This is a genomic window from Denitratisoma sp. agr-D3, from assembly GCF_054658675.1.
In genome coordinates this window covers 1-16,765 of record NZ_BAAGIA010000003.1, presented here as the reverse complement: position 1 = coordinate 16,765, position 16,765 = coordinate 1, and the positions used below count along the sequence as shown (strand labels likewise).

Here is a 16,765-nt window from a genome sequence, read left to right as displayed (position 1 = left end):
TCGGGTCGGCTAATGATCAAGCCAGTTTGGAGGCTTCTTGTTGGTCGATCTCGACGTCGACGCTCAATTCGTCCTGGTCAATTTCCTCATGACGACTGGCGGCAATGTCGAAGCCATCGGCGAATTCGGCCAGGTGTTCGGGCAGCGTGACGACGGTTTCGAATTGACGGAAATCGGCGCCCTGGTTTTCATCGGTGAAGCGGATGGTGATCTGTCCGTTCTCCTTCTTGATGAAATCCTGTACCGCATCCATGCCGACGCCGCGGCCAGAGACTTCCGTGACCTTTTCCGCCGTGGAGAAGCCCGGATGGAAGATCAGCCTTGCGGTTTCCTCGTCGCTGAGGGCTGTTGCCGTGTCGATGATGCCCTTCTCCTCAGCCAGTTTGCGGATGCGGGCCAAGGCCAGGCCGCGGCCATCATCCTTGAGGACTAGCTGCAAGTGACCATCGGCCACGTGAACCGAGAGTTCGATGGTGCCGGCGGCGGGCTTGTTCTTTTCGGCGCGTTCTTCCGGCGTCTCCAGGCCGTGGTCCATGGAGTTTCTGACCAGATGCATGAAGGTGTTCTTGAGCACGCCGCTGATTTCGCTGCGGAGGACGTAACCGTGATCCTCGATGTCGATGATCGGGGGCAGTTTGTGCAGTTCCTTGGCCAGGGAGGGGAGGGAGCCGAACACGCCTTCCAGGGTCTCGACGATGCGCTCGGTGCCCAGCAGTCGGAGTGTCTTGCGTACGGCATCGCGGGCGGCGATCAGTTCATGGATGTTGCCGGTGTTGACGTTTTCCAGGCGATTCAGGGTGGCCCGCACCTGTTCCTTGTCGATCATGACGTAGTGTTCGATGCCGCCCTTGCGGCCGGATCCCTTGCGGCCGAGGCTGACTTCGTTGATCCGGGCATAGTGCTCGATGGACTTCTTGACGGTATTCAGTTCTTCCATCAGCGTGGCCTGGTCCCAGGCGATGGTGGGCAGGGGTTTTCTCAGTTCTTCGTAGCGTTGCTCCACCTCGTGGACAACGTTGGTCAGGTTCTGCAAGCCGTATGTCCGGGCGTTGCCCTTGATGGTGTGCATGTTGCGGAACAGCTGGGTGACCGTCGCCGGGTTGTGTTCCGGGTTGTCGCGGATCAGCAGTTCGTTCTCATCCACGAACTTGGTGGAAGAGGTGATGAAGTCGTGGAATTTCTCTTGAGGAACGGACAGAATTTCGCCGATGATTTCCAGTTCGCGCTTCTGTTCGTTGGCTTCGGCGGCGAGCTTGCGCAGTTCGGTCACGTCGCGCACGCACAGCATGATGCGGACGATGATGTCTTCGTCGTTGGTGATCGGGGACCAGCTCAGGTCGAGAACCTTGACCCGGCCATCGGCCATGGTCTTTTCGATTTCCCCCACCATCAGGTGCTGGTTGAATTCGAAATTCATCACGTCCTCGCCGACGCAGGCACCGGCGACAGCCTCGATCTGGGACAGGATGTCGGCGCCCAGGTTGCTGTTGGCGAATAGCAGGTCCATCACGTCGCGGCCGACGATGTCCTGGGTTTCCAGAATGGTTTCCAGATAGGCGGAGTATTCCGGGTGCACCTTGTTGCCCTCGACGATGGTCAGGATGCCCTGGGGCATGTTCTGCAACATGGTGTTGATGTCGGTGGTCTTCTGCTTGAGCTGAGCCGAGCTTTCCTGGATCTTGCCGATCATCAGGTTGAAGGCGACCACGGAATGGCCGATTTCATCCATGCGTTCCACGGGGACCTGGTGGGAAAAGTCCTGGCTGGTGGCGATGTGGCTCATGCCTTCCTGCATCTTGGTGATGGGGATGATGATCTGGCGATACAGCATCATGCCGAAGGCGCTCAGGATCGCCACGATGATCACGGTGACGATGGAGATGCCGGTGGCGGTGGCGGAGAGGTTGTCGTTGAGCGCCGTGATGGCGCTGTCCTTGCTGCGATTCTTCTCAACCCGCAAGGTCTCGACGATTTGCTCCAATTCGCTTTGGAACTGACCGACGCTGGCGAACAAATTGGCTTCCGCCAGGGCCGCCTGACCAGCCAGCTTGAACTGCGCGGTGGTGTTGATGGCGTCGAAGTAGTTGTTCAGACTTTCCTTCGCCTGCTCCACCAGCCCCTTCTGGGCCGTGTCGGTGGCGTATTTGGCTTGCAGTTCGAGGCTTTCTTGCAGCAGCGTCTTTTTCGCCGTCAGCTTGTCGTTGGCCTGGGCGGTGAGGTTGCCGCTGGGGGCCGACACCAGGGCCATGGTGGCCAGCTGTACTTCCTTCAATTGGGAAACCAGGTCGGCGGAGGCCAAGGCGCTGGGAACGACGCCTTCGGTGACGCTCCTCACTTCGGTGGCGTTCATCCGGGCTTGGAAGATCGCGTAGCCGCCAATGGAAAAAATGGCGACAAAAGTCAGGACGATCAATAGGGTGATGCGTTGTCGGATGTTCATTGGCATTAATCCGTAGGAGCTGTGCGGCAAGATGGAGGGAGGGGGTGACAGCGATGGTCACCCTCAATTCATTCTCGCAAAGCAATATGAATTTTCTGTGACTACGGAATATTCCAAAGGTATGAAGCGGGCCATTCTTTGTATATAGAGGCCACTTCGATGCCGGCAGGCAGCGTGCTGGGCGACGACCGCAGTCAGTGCTTTGTGCTCGCGCGACGGCGGCGGCACTGCTCATCATCATTGAGTGACGAAAGCACGGTTTTTCGACAAGGTGCAGGCGGGAGAGGGCTTGCAAGTACGACCTGCATGCTGTTGGATGCTGCGGGAAGGCAAAGACGGGAAATAAAAAAGCCATCCCGGAGGATGGCTTTTTTATTTGATCTGGCGGAGTGGACGGGACTCGAACCCGCGACCCCCGGCGTGACAGGCCGGTATTCTAACCAACTGAACTACCACTCCAATGCGCTGACCTTGGTGGGTGCTGACGGGGTCGAACCGCCGACATTCGCCTTGTAAGGGCGACGCTCTACCAACTGAGCTAAGCACCCGTTCCGTTCAACGGGGCGCGAATTGTACCAGCATTCGCAAATTTTTGGCTGGAGTGTCCTCAGTGCTTGACCAGGGCGGAAGCGGCCGCCTCGGTGCTTTCCGGTTCCTTGGCCGTTACCGGCTCAGCCGGTTCGGGCAAGGGCTCGGGCATGCGCTCGAGGGCCAGTTCCAGCACCTTGTCGATCCACTTGACCGGGATGATTTCGATCCGGTTCTTGATGGTGTCCGGAATCTCGGTCAGGTCCTTGACGTTTTCCTCGGGGATCAGGGCCAAGCGGATGCCGCCACGGACGGCCGCCAGCAGTTTTTCCTTGAGACCACCAATGGGCAACACTTCGCCGCGCAGGGTGATTTCACCGGTCATGGCCACGTCGGCCCGCACCGGAATGCCCGTCAGCACGGACACCAGGGCCGTCGTGATGGCGATGCCGGCGGACGGGCCGTCCTTGGGCGTGGCGCCTTCCGGCAAGTGGATGTGGATGTCGCTGTTCTGATAGAAGTCTTCCTTGATCCCCAGGGCCTTGGCGCGCTTGCGCACCACGCTGAGGGCGGCCTGGATGGACTCCTGCATCACGTCGCCGAGCTTGCCGGTGGTCATGGTCTTGCCCTTGCCAGGCAGGGCCACGGATTCGATGGTCAGCAATTCGCCACCCACCTCGGTCCAGGCCAAACCGGTGACCTGGCCGATCTGGTTTTCCTTCTCGGCCATACCGAAGGTGTAGCGGCGTACGCCCAAGTACTTGTCCAGGGACTTGGCGTTGACCACGATCTTGTTCTTGCGCGGGCGCAGCACCAGGGTCTTGATGACCTTGCGGCAGATCTTGGAGATTTCCCGCTCCAGGGAGCGCACGCCGGCTTCGCGGGTGTAGTAGCGCACGATGTCGCGCAGGGCGTCTTCGGTGACGGTCAATTCATCCTTCTTCACGCCGTTGTTCTTCATCTGCTTGGGCAGCAGATAACGCTGGGCGATGTTGACCTTCTCATCCTCGGTGTAGCCGGAGAGACGGATCACTTCCATCCGGTCCAGCAGGGGCGCGGGGATGTGCAGGGAGTTGGCCGTGGCGACGAACATCACGTCGGACAGGTCGAAGTCCACCTCGATGTAGTGATCCTGGAAGGTGTGGTTCTGCTCGGGATCGAGCACTTCCAGCAGGGCGGAAGAGGGATCGCCACGGAAGTCCTGGCCCAGCTTGTCCACTTCGTCCAGCAGGAACAGGGGATTCTTGACGCCGACCTTGTTCATGCTCTGCAAGATCTTGCCGGGCATGGAACCGATATAGGTGCGACGGTGGCCGCGGATTTCGGCTTCGTCACGGACGCCGCCCAGGGCCATACGGATGAACTTGCGGTTGGTGGCCTTGGCGATGGACTGACCCAGGGAGGTCTTGCCCACGCCGGGAGGGCCGACGAGGCAGAGGATGGGAGCCTTCACCTTGTCCACGCGTTGTTGCACGGCCAGGTATTCGACGATGCGTTCCTTGACCTTCTCCAGGCCGTAGTGGTCCTTGTCGAGAATCTTCTCGGCACCGGCCAGGTCCTTGGAAATGCGGGACTTCTTCTTCCAGGGCAGACCCACCAGGGTTTCGATGTAGTTGCGCACCACGGTGGCTTCCGCCGACATGGGAGACATCAGCTTGAGCTTCTTGAATTCGGACTGGGCCTTGGCCAGGGCTTCCTTGGGCATGCCGGCCAGCTTGATCTTCTTGTCCATCTCCTCGAGGTCGGCACCTTCTTCGCCTTCGCCGAGTTCCTTCTGGATGGCCTTCACTTGTTCGTTCAGGTAGTACTCGCGCTGGCTCTTCTCCATCTGGCGCTTGACGCGGCCACGGATACGCTTTTCCACCTGAAGGATGTCCAGTTCGGTTTCCAGTTGGCCCAGCAGCTTTTCCAGACGATCGCCCACGTCGAACAGTTCCAGTACTTCCTGCTTCAGCTCGAGCTTCAGGGGCAGATGGGCGGCAATGGTGTCGGCTAGGCGACCGGCTTCCTCGATGCCCGCCAGGGAAGTCAGGATTTCCGGCGGGATCTTCTTGTTCAGTTTCACGTACTGGTCGAACTGGGCCAGGATGGCGCGGCGCATGGCCTCGATCTCGTGGTTGCCCACCTCATCGGTGACGATGGGGGTCACGTCGGCGGTGAACACGTTCTTCAGGTCTTCCACATGCTCAACCTTGGCCCGTTGGGCGCCTTCCACCAGCACCTTGACGGTGCCGTCAGGCAGTTTGAGCATTTGCAGCACGTTGGCGATGCAGCCGATGTCGTAGAGGTCGCTGGCATCGGGCTCATCCTTGGCGGCCGACTTCTGGGCCACCAACAGAATGCTCTTGCCGCTTTCCATGGCCATTTCCAGGGCCTTGATGGACTTCGGCCTTCCCACGAAGAGGGGAATGACCATATGGGGGAAAACCACCACGTCGCGCAGGGGCAACAGGGGCAGTTGCAGTTTCTCTTGGGGTAGGTCGAGTTCGCCAGACATGGCTTGTCCTTTAAGTTGATGCCTTGAAACGGATATGGGGGCGACCCCAGTCCGTTTCAAGATTACTACACCCCATTGCAGGGTGCCGAGGGTTTACCCGCAGATATCGACTCAGTTCGCGCCGGAAACCTTGGGTTGCTCGGCGTAAATCAGGATGGGCTGGGCGTTGCCTTCGATCATGTTCTCGTCGATGACCACCTTGGTGACGTTTTCCATGGTGGGCAGCTCGTACATGGTGTCAAGCAGCACGTTTTCAAGGATGGAACGCAGGCCACGGGCGCCAGTCTTGCGCTTGAGGGCGCGGCGGGCAATGGCCTGGATAGCGGTAGGGCGAATTTCCAGTTCGACGCCTTCCATGCCGAACAGCTTCTGATACTGCTTGATCAGGGCATTCTTGGGCTCGATCAGAATCTGCACCAAGGCGGCTTCGTCCAGCTCCTGCAAGGTAGCGATCACCGGCAGGCGACCGACGAATTCGGGAATCAGGCCGAACTTGACCAGATCCTCGGGTTCCACCTGCTTGAGCGTCGTGGTGACGTCCTTGGTGTCCTTGCTCTTCACTTCGGCGCCGAAACCGATGCCGGACTTTTCAGAACGGTTGCGGATCACCTTGTCCAGGCCGTCGAAAGCGCCGCCGCAGATGAACAGGATGTTGGTGGTATCCACCTGGACGAAATCCTGGTTCGGGTGCTTGCGGCCACCTTGCGGAGGCACGGAGGCGGTGGTGCCCTCGATCAGTTTGAGCAGGGCCTGCTGCACGCCTTCACCGGAGACGTCGCGGGTGATGGAGGGATTGTCCGACTTGCGGGAAATCTTGTCGATTTCGTCGATGTAGACGATGCCCTGCTGGGCCTTTTCCACTTCGTAGTCGCACTTTTGCAGCAGCTTCTGGATGATGTTTTCCACGTCCTCGCCCACGTAACCGGCTTCGGTCAGCGTGGTGGCGTCGGCCATGACGAAGGGCACGTTGAGCATGCGGGCCAGGGTCTGGGCCAGCAGGGTCTTGCCGGAGCCCGTGGGGCCCACCAGCAGGATGTTGCTCTTGGCCAGTTCCACGTCCTCGTTGCCCTTGTCGCGATGACGCAGGCGCTTGTAGTGGTTGTACACCGCCACGGCAAGAATCCGCTTGGCGGCGGCCTGGCCGATCACGTACTGGTCGAGGTTGGCGTTGATTTCCCGGGGCGTGGGCAGGTTGGTGCTGCTGCCGCCGTCGTGTTCAGCGGCGACTTCGTCGCGGATGATGTCGTTGCACAACTCGATGCATTCATCGCAGATGAAGACGGAGGGGCCGGCAATCAGCTTTTTGACTTCATGCTGGCTCTTGCCGCAGAAGGAGCAGTAGAGCAGTTTTTCTGTGCCCGTTTTTTTGTCCGTCATGATGATCTCCGTGGGTTGTGCGCTGGGTCAGGCGGGGCTTACTCGGCGCCTTCGGCGCGACGGGTCAGCACCTGGTCCACCAGACCGTATTCCGCTGCCGCAGCGGCGGACAGGAAGTTGTCCCGGTCGGTGTCCTGCTCGATCTTCTCGATGGACTGGCCTGTATGCTCGGCCAGCATGCGGTTGAGCTTGTCCTTGAGGTAGAGGATTTCCTTGGCGTGGATTTCGATATCCGAAGCCTGGCCCTGGAAACCGCCCAGGGGCTGGTGGATCATCACGCGGGAATTGGGCAGGGCGAAACGCTTGCCCTTGGCGCCGGCGGCCAGCAGGAAGGCGCCCATACTGGCGGCTTGGCCGATGCATAGGGTGGATACGTCGGGCTTGATGAACTGCATGGTGTCGTAGATCGCCATGCCCGCCGTGACGGAACCGCCGGGGGAGTTGATGTAGAAGTGGATGTCCTTGTCCGGGTTTTCCGATTCAAGGAACAGCAACTGGGCGACCACCAGATTGGCGGTGGCGTCATTGACCGGGCCCACCAGGAACACGACCCGTTCCCGCAGCAGACGGGAGTAGATGTCGTAGGCCCGTTCGCCGCGACCGCTGGTTTCGATCACCATGGGCACCAGGCCCAGAGCTTGAGGATCCCACTGTTGCTGGTTCATGTCGCTTTCCCTACATCCAGTTGGCAGCATCATGCCGCATTGCCCATCAGCTCGTCAAAATCGACGGCCTTCTCGCTCACTTTTGCCACCGACAGCACCCACTCCACCACATTGTTCTCGGTGGCAAGGGATTCCGCTTCTTGCAGGCGCTGGGGCTGAGAGTAGTACCAGCGTACCACTTCCTGCGGATCCTCGAAGGTTGCTGCAAATTCGTCGATCACGGCACGGACTTGTTCGGGTTTGGCCTTTAGGTCCTGTGCCTTCACCACTTCAGCAAGAAGCAGGCCCAGTTTTACGCGGCGGGTGGCCTGGGGCGTGAACCAGGCGGGTTCGAAGGGCAGGTTGTCGGTGGGCATGCCGCGGGACTTGAAGTCCTGCTTGGTGCCTTCGACCATGTACTGGGCTTCCAGATCCACCAGGGCCTTGGGCACGTCGATGGGGTTGGCGTTGAGCAGGGCTTCCATGACCTGGTTCTTGACCTGGGACTGGAGGCGCTTTTTGACTTCGCGCTCCAGGTTGGCGCGCACTTCGCTGCGCATCTTGGCGAGGTCGCCGTCGGCGATGCCCAGCTGCTTGGCGAACTCAGCATCCACGGCGGGCAGCACGGGGGCTTCCACCTTCTTGCAGGTCAGGTCGAACTGAGCGGTCTTGCCAGCCAGGTTGGGGGCTTGATAGCCCTCGGGGAAGGCGACGTCGATGGTCTTGGTGTCGCCAGCCTTCATGCCTTCCAAGCCCTTGTCGAAGTCGGGCAGCATTTGGCCGCCGCCGACGATCACGGGGAAGTCATTGCCCTTGCCACCTTCGAATTCGACACCGTCCAGGCGGCCAAGGAAGTCGATGGTGATGCGGTCATCTTTTTGAGCGGCGCGGTCGGCGTCCTCGTAGTTCACCCGTTGCTTGCGCAGGGCGTCGAGGGTCTTGTCCACTTCGGCGTCGGTCACGGTGAACACGACTTTCTCGACGGCGGTGGCGGACAGGTCGGCCAGCTTGATTTCGGGGAAAACTTCGAAAACGGCCGTGAATTCGAGCTTCTCGGCATTGGCTTCACCGGCGGCGGCCTTGGGCTCGAAGCGGGGATAGCCGGCCACTTTCAGGTTCTGCTTCTGGGCTTCTTCGCCGAACGCCTTTTCCACGGCGGCGCCGATGGCTTCGGAGCGGGCTTGGTAGCCGTAGTTCTGGGCCACGAGCTTGAAGGGGACCTTGCCCGGACGGAAACCGGCCATCTTGACGGTCTTGGACATCTGCTTGAGACGCTTTTCCACATCGGCTTCAATGGCGGCCATGGCCACGGTCATGTCGATACGGCGCTCCAGCGGGCTGGTTTGGGCTTGTTCCTGAGTCATGTCAAAGGCTTTCTAAAAAATCCAGGGCATTAAATAAACGAATTCCCCGGCGGCAGCGGCCACCGGGGAGAAAAAGTGGCGTCGATTCTACCATTGGCCGCCCATCCCCTTGACGTCCATCTCTGATGGGCCTTTGCCGGTCAATTCTCGGTTTGTTGTGTTTCCGACAATCACGTTCCCGTGGGTTGCTTGCTACGCTAGGTGTTCTATTTATTTCATTGAAAATAAAGGAATTCGTGCTGGGCATCGGATTTGCTCAAGGAAGCGTGGAGGTAATTTCCGTGCAGACACCCAGCCGCAAGATCATCATCAACGACACCACCCTGCGGGACGGCGAGCAATCGGCCGGCGTGGCGTTCACGCTGGACGAAAAACTGGACATTGCCCGCCAATTGGACGCGTTGGGGGTGCCCGAACTGGAAGTAGGCATTCCCGCCATGGGGGAGGTGGAACGGGACAGCATCCGGGCCGTCGCCTCCCTCGGCTTGCGCGCCCGCTTGATGGTCTGGTGCCGCATGCACCAGGCCGACATTCTGCAAGGCGCGGCCCTCGGGGCCCAAATGATGGACATCTCCATCCCCGCTTCCGACCAGCATCTGGCCTATAAGTTGCGGCAGACCCGGGACTGGCTGTTGGCCCAGATCGCCGTGCACGTGCCCTTGGCCCGGGATGCCGGCCTGGAGGTCTGCATCGGCATGGAGGATGCCTCCCGCGCCGATCCCGACTTCCTCGCCCAGATCGCCGAGACTGCGCAAAAGGCCGGGGCCAGCCGTCTGCGCTTTGCCGATACCCTGGGCGTGCTCGAACCTTTCGGCGTTTATGAGCGGATTTCCCATCTGCGGGCTGTTACCGACCTGGATATCGAAATGCACGCCCACGACGACCTCGGCTTGGCCACTGCCAACACCCTGGCGGCCGCCCGGGCCGGGGCGACCCACTTGAACACTACGGTGAATGGCCTGGGAGAACGGGCTGGCAATGCGCCGCTGGAAGAGGTGGTGCTGGGGCTGCACCAGTGCTACGGCTTTGAAACCGGGGTGTCCCTGGATCGTTTTCTTGGTTTGTCCCACGCGGTGGCGGTTGCTTCCGGTCGGCCGATCCATTGGCAGAAGAGCCTGGTGGGCGAGGGCGTATTCACCCACGAAGCCGGCATCCACGTGGATGGCCTGCTCAAGGATCCCAACAACTACCAAGGATTTGATCCCTGTCTGGTGGGGCGCAGCCATCGCATCGTGCTGGGCAAGCATTCCGGTTCCCGCGCCGTGCAACTGGTGATGGCAGGCCTGGGCTACGACCTGAACGAATCCCAGGCCCAGGCCTTGTTGGCGCGGGTGCGCGATTTCGTGGTCTCGGCCAAGCGGCCGCCCGCCGATCATGAACTACTTGCCATGTTCCGGGAGGAACACCATGGACATGTCTGAACTGAATGTGGCGGAACTGACGGTGAGCCAGGCCAAGCCGGGGTTGTTGGCGCTGCTGCGGGAGGATTTGCGTTGCGTCTTCGAGCGCGACCCGGCCGCCCGGTCCACCTTCGAGGTATTGACCACCTATCCTGGTCTGCACGCCATCCTGGCCCAGCGCATCGCCCATGCCCTATGGCGCCGGGGCTGGCGCTACCTGGCCCGGCTGTTGTCCTTCATGGCGCGGATGGTCACCAATATCGACATCCATCCGGGCGCCACCCTGGGCCGCCGCTTTTTCATCGACCACGGTGCTGGCGTCGTGATCGGCGAGACCGCCGAAATCGGCGACGACGTGACCCTCTATCACGGCGTCACCCTGGGCGGCACCACCTGGAACAAGGGCAAGCGCCATCCCACCCTGGGGAACGGCGTAGTGGTGGGCGCCGGCGCCAAGATCCTCGGTGCCATCACCATCCACGACAACGCCCGGGTCGGCGCCAACTCGGTGGTGGTCAAGGATGTCCCCATGGGACGCACCATCGTCGGCATTCCCGGTCGGTTGGTGGGGGAACGCAGCGTCCCCGCTGTCAGCGTCGGCGCCGCCGGCATGGCGATCAATCTCGACCATCACCTGATTCCCGATCCCGTCGGCAAGGCCATGCAATGCCTGCTGGACCGGATCGACCTGCTGGAAGCGGAAGTCCGCGCCCTCAAGGGCCTGCCCGCCGTTGAGGACAAGGAGAATTGCGTCGTCTGTTCCGCCGGCGACCTGTGCTGCGAGGAAAAGCATCGTGACTGAGTCCGACGACATGCCCACGGTTTCCACCGACTTCCTCGACATCGGCGACGAGAGCCTCTATTTCGACGAGACGCCGGTGGCCGAGACGGAAGCCCTGATCGCCGCCGCATCGGAGTTGTACGGCGAGCCCGAGGCCGAGGCCAAGCTGTTGCGGGCCTATTTTCTGGCGCCCGAACAGCTCTCGGTGTTGGTGGCCTTGTATCGTTATTACTTCTACCAGCACCGGTTGGACGACACCCTGGTCGTGGCCGACCGGGCCTTGGCCGTGTCCGCCCGGCGCTTGGATATTTCCCCCGACTGGCAGTCCCTGACGCCCTTCGCCGTGTCCCAGGCAGGCGGCCGCAACATGGGTTTGCTGCGCTTCTACCTGCTGGCGCTAAAGGGCACCGCCGTCGTGCTGCTGCGCCTGGGGCGCATCGTCGAGGCCCGCGCCCGGTTGGAAAAACTGCTTTCCCTTGACGACAAGGACCACCTCGGGGCCGCCGCCCTGTTGGCCGTGGTGAAAGAAGCCCAGGCCGAATCCTTGTTGCGTCCCTCCCTCACCCTTGTAGCCGCCTAGGAGTCCACCATGAGTGCCGAAGAACGCGATTTTGAATCCGACCTGGAAGACCTGGCCTCGGCCGAGGATTTTCTCAATTACTTCGAGGTGCCCTACGACCAGAGCGTGGTCCATGTGAACCGTCTGCACATCCTGCAACGCTTCCACGACTACCTGGCCAAGCAGGAAGCCGGCAAGGCCCCTGAATACGAGGCCTATCGCAAGTGGCTGGTGCTGGCCTACCAGGACTTCGTCAAGTCCGACGCCCTCACCGAGCGGGTGTTCTCCGTACTGCAAAAGGCCGGTGGCACTTCCTTCATGCCAGCCGGCGATATCTTCAAATAAGCGAGTACGCGACCATGCAGCCCCGTTGGGATTATGGCGACGCCGTGCGGGTCACCCGCAACGTGCGCAATGACGGCACCTACCCCGGTCTTGATCCCGGGGCTTTCCTGGTTCGGCGTGGCAGCATCGGTTACGTCATCAACGTCGGCACCTTTCTTCAGGACCAGATCATCTACTCGGTGAACTTCCTGGAGGAGGGCAAGGTGGTCGGTTGCCGCGAGGAGGAGTTGATCGGCCGCGATGAGGAATGGTTGCCCAGCCGCTTTGAGTTCCGCGAAAAGGTGAAGGCGGCCAAGGCCCTGTCCATCCGCGGCGAGGTCAAGGTACCCCTCGACAGCGTGGGCGAGGTGATCAAGGTGATCCGCAGCGAGGGCGCCAGCAGCGTCATTTACCACATCCATTTCAGCTGTCTGCCCGGCGAGCCCCTGATGGTGCCCGAATCCGCGCTGGCGCCGGCGGAAGCCAAGCCCGAGGAGGCCGACGAATGAATGCTCCCGTCAGCGCCTATCTGACCCTGAAGCTGGCCCAGCAGCTTTTCCAAAAGAATCCCGACGTGCTGGCGCCGGAAGAGCGGCAGCGGGTGGACAAGGTGGCCGCCAAGCAGCGGGAACTGGAAGCCCTGATCCTGGCGACGCCCGAGGCTGCCCAGGTGGCCTTGCCGGAATCCTCGGTCAAGACCAGCCTCAAGGAAATCCGCCAGCGTTACGAGAACGATGACGACTTCCACGCCGACCTGGACCGCATCGGCCTCAGCGAGGCCACCCTGCGTGAAGCGGTGGAGCGGGACCTGACCGTGGAGGCCGTGCTGGAGAAAGTGGCGGCCCGCGCCGCCAAGGTGAGCGACACCGACGTGGAAATCTTCTACTTCATGCACAAGGACCGCTTTACCAAGCCCGCCAGCCGAACCCTGCGCCACATCCTGATCACCATCAATCCCGAGTACAAGGAAAACGACCGGGAAACCGCCCTGGCCAGGCTGGAAGCCGTGCGCAAACGTCTGCTCAAGGAACCCCAGCGTTTCGAGGAGCAGGCCCTCAAGCATTCCGAATGCCCCACCGCCATGAATGGCGGCCTGTTGGGTAACGTCACCCCCGGCCAGCTTTACCCGGAGTTGGAGCCGGCGGCTTTCGCGCTACAGGCGGGAGAGATATCGGAAGTATTGGAGTCGCCGGTGGGCTTTCACATCATCTATTGCGAAGCCGTCAACGACGCCGCCATCATGCCCCTGGCCGAAGCCCGGGAGCGGGTGCATCGGCACTTGCTGGGTCAGCGGCAGAAGATTTGCCAGAAGTCGTGGATCAACAGCCTGATCCAGGCGGGGAAAGATCAGGAGCCGGAGGCGGCTTAGAAAAAAATTATCTCCTCCGCAGCAGAGTCGATCTGTGATGTTGATATCTGCGGTGATATTGATCAGTTTTTAGATTTTTAACTTCGATTCGGAGTTTTTCGAGCTCAAGTTCCAGTTTGTCTTGCTGAAGTTTGGCGAGGCTGTCGTCTCGGAGTTGAATTTTCTTGTACCAAGCAAATGCGCCAAAAAAACTAAGAGCGATTCCAATACCAAGAGTTGAGCCAATGACGGTGTTAGCGGTTTTCTCATTCTCTTTGGTGACGTTAAGCAACTTCTTGTGCATTTGTAGCAAGTCTTCTTCGGCCTTGTTTCTCTGTGTGTTTGCTTCTAGCGGAATGACTATTTCTGCGTACCTTACTTTTCTGTCGAGAGAGGACGTGTACGTAGACACTAACGAGAATATTGAAGTGATGATGAGTGCCAATCCGAACAGGCAAGTGAACTTGTAAATGTTGTCAGTGGCGATTGGAAAGGAGGGCGTCATTATTCAGAAATCCTCTTAATCATCCTTGGCAGCCAGCGGAGCATCATGCGCCTCTCCGCCAAAGGCCATCTGCTTCAAACGGAACAGTTCATCCCGTGCGGCGGCAGCTTCCTCGAACTCCAGGTTTTTGGCGTGCTCCTGCATGGCCTTTTCCAGGCGCTTGATTTCCTTCGCCATCGCCTTTTCGCTCATGGCTTCGTACTTGGCTTGCTGCTGGGCGACCTTCAAATCCTGGTTGGCGATTTCGTGGTCGTACACGCCGTCGATGATGTCCTTGATGCGCTTGCTGACCCCCTTGGGGGTGATGCCGTGTGCGGCGTTGTGGGCGAGCTGCTTGTCACGACGGCGCTCGGTTTCCTTCATGGCCCGGGCCATGGAGTCCGTCACTCGGTCGGCGTAGAGGATGGCGGTGCCGTTCAGATGGCGGGCGGCGCGGCCGATGGTCTGGATCAGGCTGCGCTCGGAACGGAGGAAGCCTTCCTTGTCGGCATCGAGAATGGCCACCAGGGACACCTCGGGAATGTCCAGGCCTTCCCGTAGCAGGTTGATGCCGATCAGCACGTCGAACACCCCCAGGCGCAGGTCGCGGATGATTTCCACCCGCTCCACGGTGTCGATGTCCGAGTGCAGGTAGCGCACCTTGATGCCGTTGTCGCCCAGGTATTCGGTGAGCTGTTCCGCCAGGCGCTTGGTCAGCACGGTGACCAGTACGCGCTCTTCCCTGGCGGTGCGTTTTTTGATTTCTCCCAGCAGGTCGTCCACCTGGGTGAGGGCGGGGCGGACGATCACTTCCGGGTCCACCAGGCCGGTGGGGCGCACCACCTGTTCCACCACCTGGCCCTGGTGCTGGGCCTCGTAGTCCGCCGGGGTGGCGGAAACGAAAATGGTCTGGGGCATCAGGCGTTCGAATTCCTCGAACTTAAGGGGGCGGTTGTCCAGTGCCGAGGGCAGGCGGAAGCCGTAGCCCACCAGGTTTTCCTTGCGTGAACGGTCGCCCTTGTACATGGCGCCCACCTGGGACACGGCCACGTGGGATTCGTCGATGAAGAACAGGGCATCCGCGGGCAGGTAGTCGATCAACGTCGGTGGTGCTTCGCCGGCCTTGCGGCCCGACAGATGGCGGGAGTAGTTTTCGATGCCCTTGCAGAAACCCAGTTGTTCCAGCATTTCCAGGTCGAAGCGGGTGCGCTGCTCGATGCGCTGGCACTCCACCAGCTTCTGCTCTTTCTGGAAGAACTCGATGCGTTCCCGCAGTTCGGTCTTGATGTTCTCGATGGCCTTCAGCACCGTGGCCCGGGGGGTGACGTAGTGGCTGGAGGGATAGACAGTGAAGCGCCCCAGCTTCTGCCGGACGTGACCGGTGAGGGGATCGAACAGGGCGATGGTCTCGACCTCGTCGTCGAACAGGGTGACCCGCACCGCATGCTCGGCGTTTTCCGCCGGGAAAATATCGATCACGTCGCCCCGCACCCGGTAAACGCCGCGCTTGAAGTCCATCTCGTTGCGTTCGTACTGCATTTCCGACAGGCGGCGAATGATGTCCCGCTGGCCCATTTTCTCGCCCTGGCGCAGGTGCAGGATCATGGAGTGGTAATCCACCGGGTCGCCGATACCGTAGATGCAGGACACGGTGGCCACGATCACCACGTCGCGCCGTTCCAGCAGGCTTTTGGTGGCCGAGAGCCGCATCTGCTCGATGTGCTCGTTGATGGACGAGTCCTTCTCGATGAATAAATCCCGGGCCGGCACGTAGGCTTCCGGCTGGTAGTAGTCGTAGTAGGAGACGAAGTACTCCACCGCGTTCTCGGGGAAGAATTCGCGGAACTCCGAGTAGAGCTGGGCGGCCAGGGTCTTGTTGGGTGCCAGTATCAGGGCCGGGCGGCCCATCTGGGCGATCACGTTGGCCATGGTGTAGGTCTTGCCCGAACCGGTCACGCCGAGCAGGGTCTGGAAGGCGAGGCCGTCCTCCAGCCCTTCCACCAGCTTGGCGATGGCGGTGGGCTGGTCCCCGGCAGGGGGGAAGGGTTGGTGCAGCTTGAATACCCGGTTGGGGAATTCGATGATCTCGGCCAAAACGGTATCTCCAGACGGGGCGGGCGCGGTAGGCGCCATTCTAGGCGGTCGCTCGTGCCGGCGGGGTGGCGCGGCTGGCTTCTATGACCTTGTAGATAGGGCCTGGCACGGAATTCGCCAATAGATCATCAGACGCCGGAAAAGCGGCGTGTTCTTCCCCGTAATCTTGCTTTAAAGCCAATTATTGCCGCCGCCGTCATGAAAAACGGCAGGGTTTGCCGGAAAAGCAAGCAGCGGGGATCGAGGAGCGGTCCCTGGGACCGTTCCACCCTGAAAGGAGAGTGTTCCATGCGTAAATCTGCTCAACGTCGTTCCGCCGTGCTGCCCATGAATGCCAAGAACCGGGTCAAGACCGAACTGCCCGCCTTGCTGGCCTTGGAGGCCATAGGCGAAACTTGGTTTTCGCCCCAGCACCAAATGGACTTGCTGGCCGTTGCCTTGGTGGTGACCGAACTGGCCGAGCCCGATTCGGTTCAGGCGATCTGCGCCGCCGAACTGCAACGCTTGTGCAGCGCCCCCATCACCCTGGAGGAAAAGGTGGACGTCGCCATGAAACTGGCCGAATGCCTGCCTTGGCTCCAACTCCAGCAGAACGTCCGGGTACAAGCCGCGCTGGAAAAAATGATCGCCGGCTGCGGGCCGACGGCTGAAACGCAAGCTCAGGCGCTGAGCGCGTAAACAAAAGCCCCGAGCTTCGTTCGGGGCTTTTGTCACAGGCGGTGCAGGTGGGCTTGTGTCCATCTGGGCGTAGGTCAATCCCGCCATCCGCTGCGCGGACCGTCTTGTGCCTCCATGGGGTGTAAGCCGGCGCGATTTTTGGCACTGTTTTGCGCTGCTTTTGGCACTGCCAAGATCAAAAAAAGCGCCCGGCGGGCGCTTGTCGTTACCGGGAGGCTGCGGCTGCTAAGGTGGCCTTTAGCTTCTC

Annotated in this window: 14 protein-coding genes and 2 tRNA genes; 7 read left to right on the top strand and 9 right to left on the bottom strand. The window is 60.6% G+C overall.

Features of this window, described 5'->3' with window-relative positions:
- Window positions 1-16: 16 nt before the first annotated feature.
- The 7 genes from ACYQ2U_RS08595 to tig all read right to left on the bottom strand — a co-directional run bounded on the left by ACYQ2U_RS08595 (window position 17) and on the right by tig (window position 8,850).
- Window positions 17-2,440 (bottom strand): ATP-binding protein, encoded by a 2,424-nt coding sequence (locus ACYQ2U_RS08595; protein ID WP_459949952.1) that lies wholly within the window; start codon window positions 2,438-2,440, stop codon window positions 17-19.
- 382 nt (window positions 2,441-2,822) lie between these two features.
- Window positions 2,823-2,899, bottom strand: a tRNA-Asp gene (locus ACYQ2U_RS08590).
- Between the two features lie 13 nt (window positions 2,900-2,912).
- Window positions 2,913-2,988 (bottom strand) — tRNA-Val (locus tag ACYQ2U_RS08585).
- A gap of 59 nt (window positions 2,989-3,047) precedes the next feature.
- Window positions 3,048-5,384, bottom strand: a complete 2,337-nt coding sequence (lon, locus tag ACYQ2U_RS08580) for an endopeptidase La (RefSeq protein WP_459950557.1) — start codon at window positions 5,382-5,384, stop codon at window positions 3,048-3,050.
- Between the two features lie 192 nt (window positions 5,385-5,576).
- Window positions 5,577-6,842 (bottom strand): ATP-dependent Clp protease ATP-binding subunit ClpX, encoded by a 1,266-nt coding sequence (gene clpX / locus ACYQ2U_RS08575; RefSeq protein WP_459949951.1) that lies wholly within the window; start codon window positions 6,840-6,842, stop codon window positions 5,577-5,579.
- Window positions 6,843-6,880: 38 nt separating this feature from the next.
- Complete coding sequence (gene clpP / locus ACYQ2U_RS08570) at window positions 6,881-7,507, bottom strand: ATP-dependent Clp endopeptidase proteolytic subunit ClpP (RefSeq protein WP_459949950.1); 627 nt, start codon at window positions 7,505-7,507, stop codon at window positions 6,881-6,883.
- A 29-nt stretch (window positions 7,508-7,536) separates the two neighbouring features.
- Entirely contained in the window at window positions 7,537-8,850 is a 1,314-nt protein-coding gene (gene tig, locus ACYQ2U_RS08565) for a trigger factor (RefSeq protein ID WP_459949949.1), read from the bottom strand.
- A gap of 281 nt (window positions 8,851-9,131) precedes the next feature.
- On the opposite strand from tig, the gene nifV reads away from it, so the two are divergent.
- From nifV to nifM, 6 genes are read left to right on the top strand one after another with little or no spacing between them, the layout of a single operon-like run.
- Entirely contained in the window at window positions 9,132-10,271 is a 1,140-nt protein-coding gene (gene nifV, locus ACYQ2U_RS08560) for a homocitrate synthase (protein WP_459949948.1), read from the top strand.
- Window positions 10,258-11,052, top strand: coding sequence for a serine O-acetyltransferase (gene cysE / locus ACYQ2U_RS08555; RefSeq protein WP_459949947.1), 795 nt, complete (start codon window positions 10,258-10,260; stop codon window positions 11,050-11,052). Before nifV ends, cysE begins: the two co-directional genes overlap by 14 nt.
- Window positions 11,045-11,611, top strand: a complete 567-nt coding sequence (locus ACYQ2U_RS08550) for a hypothetical protein (RefSeq protein ID WP_459949946.1) — start codon at window positions 11,045-11,047, stop codon at window positions 11,609-11,611. Before cysE ends, ACYQ2U_RS08550 begins: the two co-directional genes overlap by 8 nt.
- Before the next feature lie 9 nt (window positions 11,612-11,620).
- Window positions 11,621-11,935, top strand: coding sequence for a nitrogenase-stabilizing/protective protein NifW (gene nifW / locus ACYQ2U_RS08545; RefSeq protein WP_459949945.1), 315 nt, complete (start codon window positions 11,621-11,623; stop codon window positions 11,933-11,935).
- Window positions 11,936-11,949: 14 nt separating this feature from the next.
- The gene (locus tag ACYQ2U_RS08540) at window positions 11,950-12,423 is read left to right on the top strand and encodes a nitrogen fixation protein NifZ (protein ID WP_459949944.1); all 474 of its coding nucleotides are present in this window, start codon (window positions 11,950-11,952) and stop codon (window positions 12,421-12,423) included.
- The gene (gene nifM, locus ACYQ2U_RS08535) at window positions 12,420-13,283 is read left to right on the top strand and encodes a nitrogen fixation protein NifM (RefSeq protein ID WP_459949943.1); all 864 of its coding nucleotides are present in this window, start codon (window positions 12,420-12,422) and stop codon (window positions 13,281-13,283) included. The genes ACYQ2U_RS08540 and nifM overlap by 4 nt, the downstream gene beginning before the upstream one ends.
- 7 nt (window positions 13,284-13,290) lie before the next feature.
- Here the strand turns inward: nifM and ACYQ2U_RS08530 are convergent, their stop codons facing one another.
- A complete protein-coding gene (locus ACYQ2U_RS08530) occupies window positions 13,291-13,566 on the bottom strand; it encodes a hypothetical protein (RefSeq protein WP_459949942.1) in 276 nt (91 codons plus the stop codon).
- A 216-nt stretch (window positions 13,567-13,782) separates the two neighbouring features.
- On the bottom strand, window positions 13,783-15,879 hold the full coding sequence (uvrB, locus tag ACYQ2U_RS08525; protein ID WP_459949941.1) for an excinuclease ABC subunit UvrB: 2,097 nt from the start codon (window positions 15,877-15,879) through the stop codon (window positions 13,783-13,785).
- 249 nt (window positions 15,880-16,128) lie between these two features.
- Between uvrB and ACYQ2U_RS08520 the strand changes: the two genes are divergently transcribed.
- The gene (locus ACYQ2U_RS08520) at window positions 16,129-16,518 is read left to right on the top strand and encodes a hypothetical protein (RefSeq protein ID WP_459949940.1); all 390 of its coding nucleotides are present in this window, start codon (window positions 16,129-16,131) and stop codon (window positions 16,516-16,518) included.
- The last annotated feature ends 247 nt before the right edge of the window (window positions 16,519-16,765 follow it).

Coding starts and splice junctions, on each gene's coding strand:
- ACYQ2U_RS08595 (WP_459949952.1), bottom strand. CDS start 2,440: ATGAACATCCGACAACGCATCACCCTATTGATCGTCCTGACTTTTGTC.
- lon (WP_459950557.1), bottom strand. CDS start 5,384: ATGGTCATTCCCCTCTTCGTGGGAAGGCCGAAGTCCATCAAGGCCCTG.
- clpX (WP_459949951.1), bottom strand. CDS start 6,842: ATGACGGACAAAAAAACGGGCACAGAAAAACTGCTCTACTGCTCCTTC.
- clpP (WP_459949950.1), bottom strand. CDS start 7,507: ATGAACCAGCAACAGTGGGATCCTCAAGCTCTGGGCCTGGTGCCCATG.
- tig (WP_459949949.1), bottom strand. CDS start 8,850: ATGACTCAGGAACAAGCCCAAACCAGCCCGCTGGAGCGCCGTATCGAC.
- cysE (WP_459949947.1), top strand. CDS start 10,258: ATGGACATGTCTGAACTGAATGTGGCGGAACTGACGGTGAGCCAGGCC.
- nifW (WP_459949945.1), top strand. CDS start 11,621: ATGAGTGCCGAAGAACGCGATTTTGAATCCGACCTGGAAGACCTGGCC.
- ACYQ2U_RS08540 (WP_459949944.1), top strand. CDS start 11,950: ATGCAGCCCCGTTGGGATTATGGCGACGCCGTGCGGGTCACCCGCAAC.
- nifM (WP_459949943.1), top strand. CDS start 12,420: ATGAATGCTCCCGTCAGCGCCTATCTGACCCTGAAGCTGGCCCAGCAG.
- ACYQ2U_RS08530 (WP_459949942.1), bottom strand. CDS start 13,566: ATGCACAAGAAGTTGCTTAACGTCACCAAAGAGAATGAGAAAACCGCT.
- uvrB (WP_459949941.1), bottom strand. CDS start 15,879: ATGGCGCCTACCGCGCCCGCCCCGTCTGGAGATACCGTTTTGGCCGAG.
- ACYQ2U_RS08520 (WP_459949940.1), top strand. CDS start 16,129: ATGCGTAAATCTGCTCAACGTCGTTCCGCCGTGCTGCCCATGAATGCC.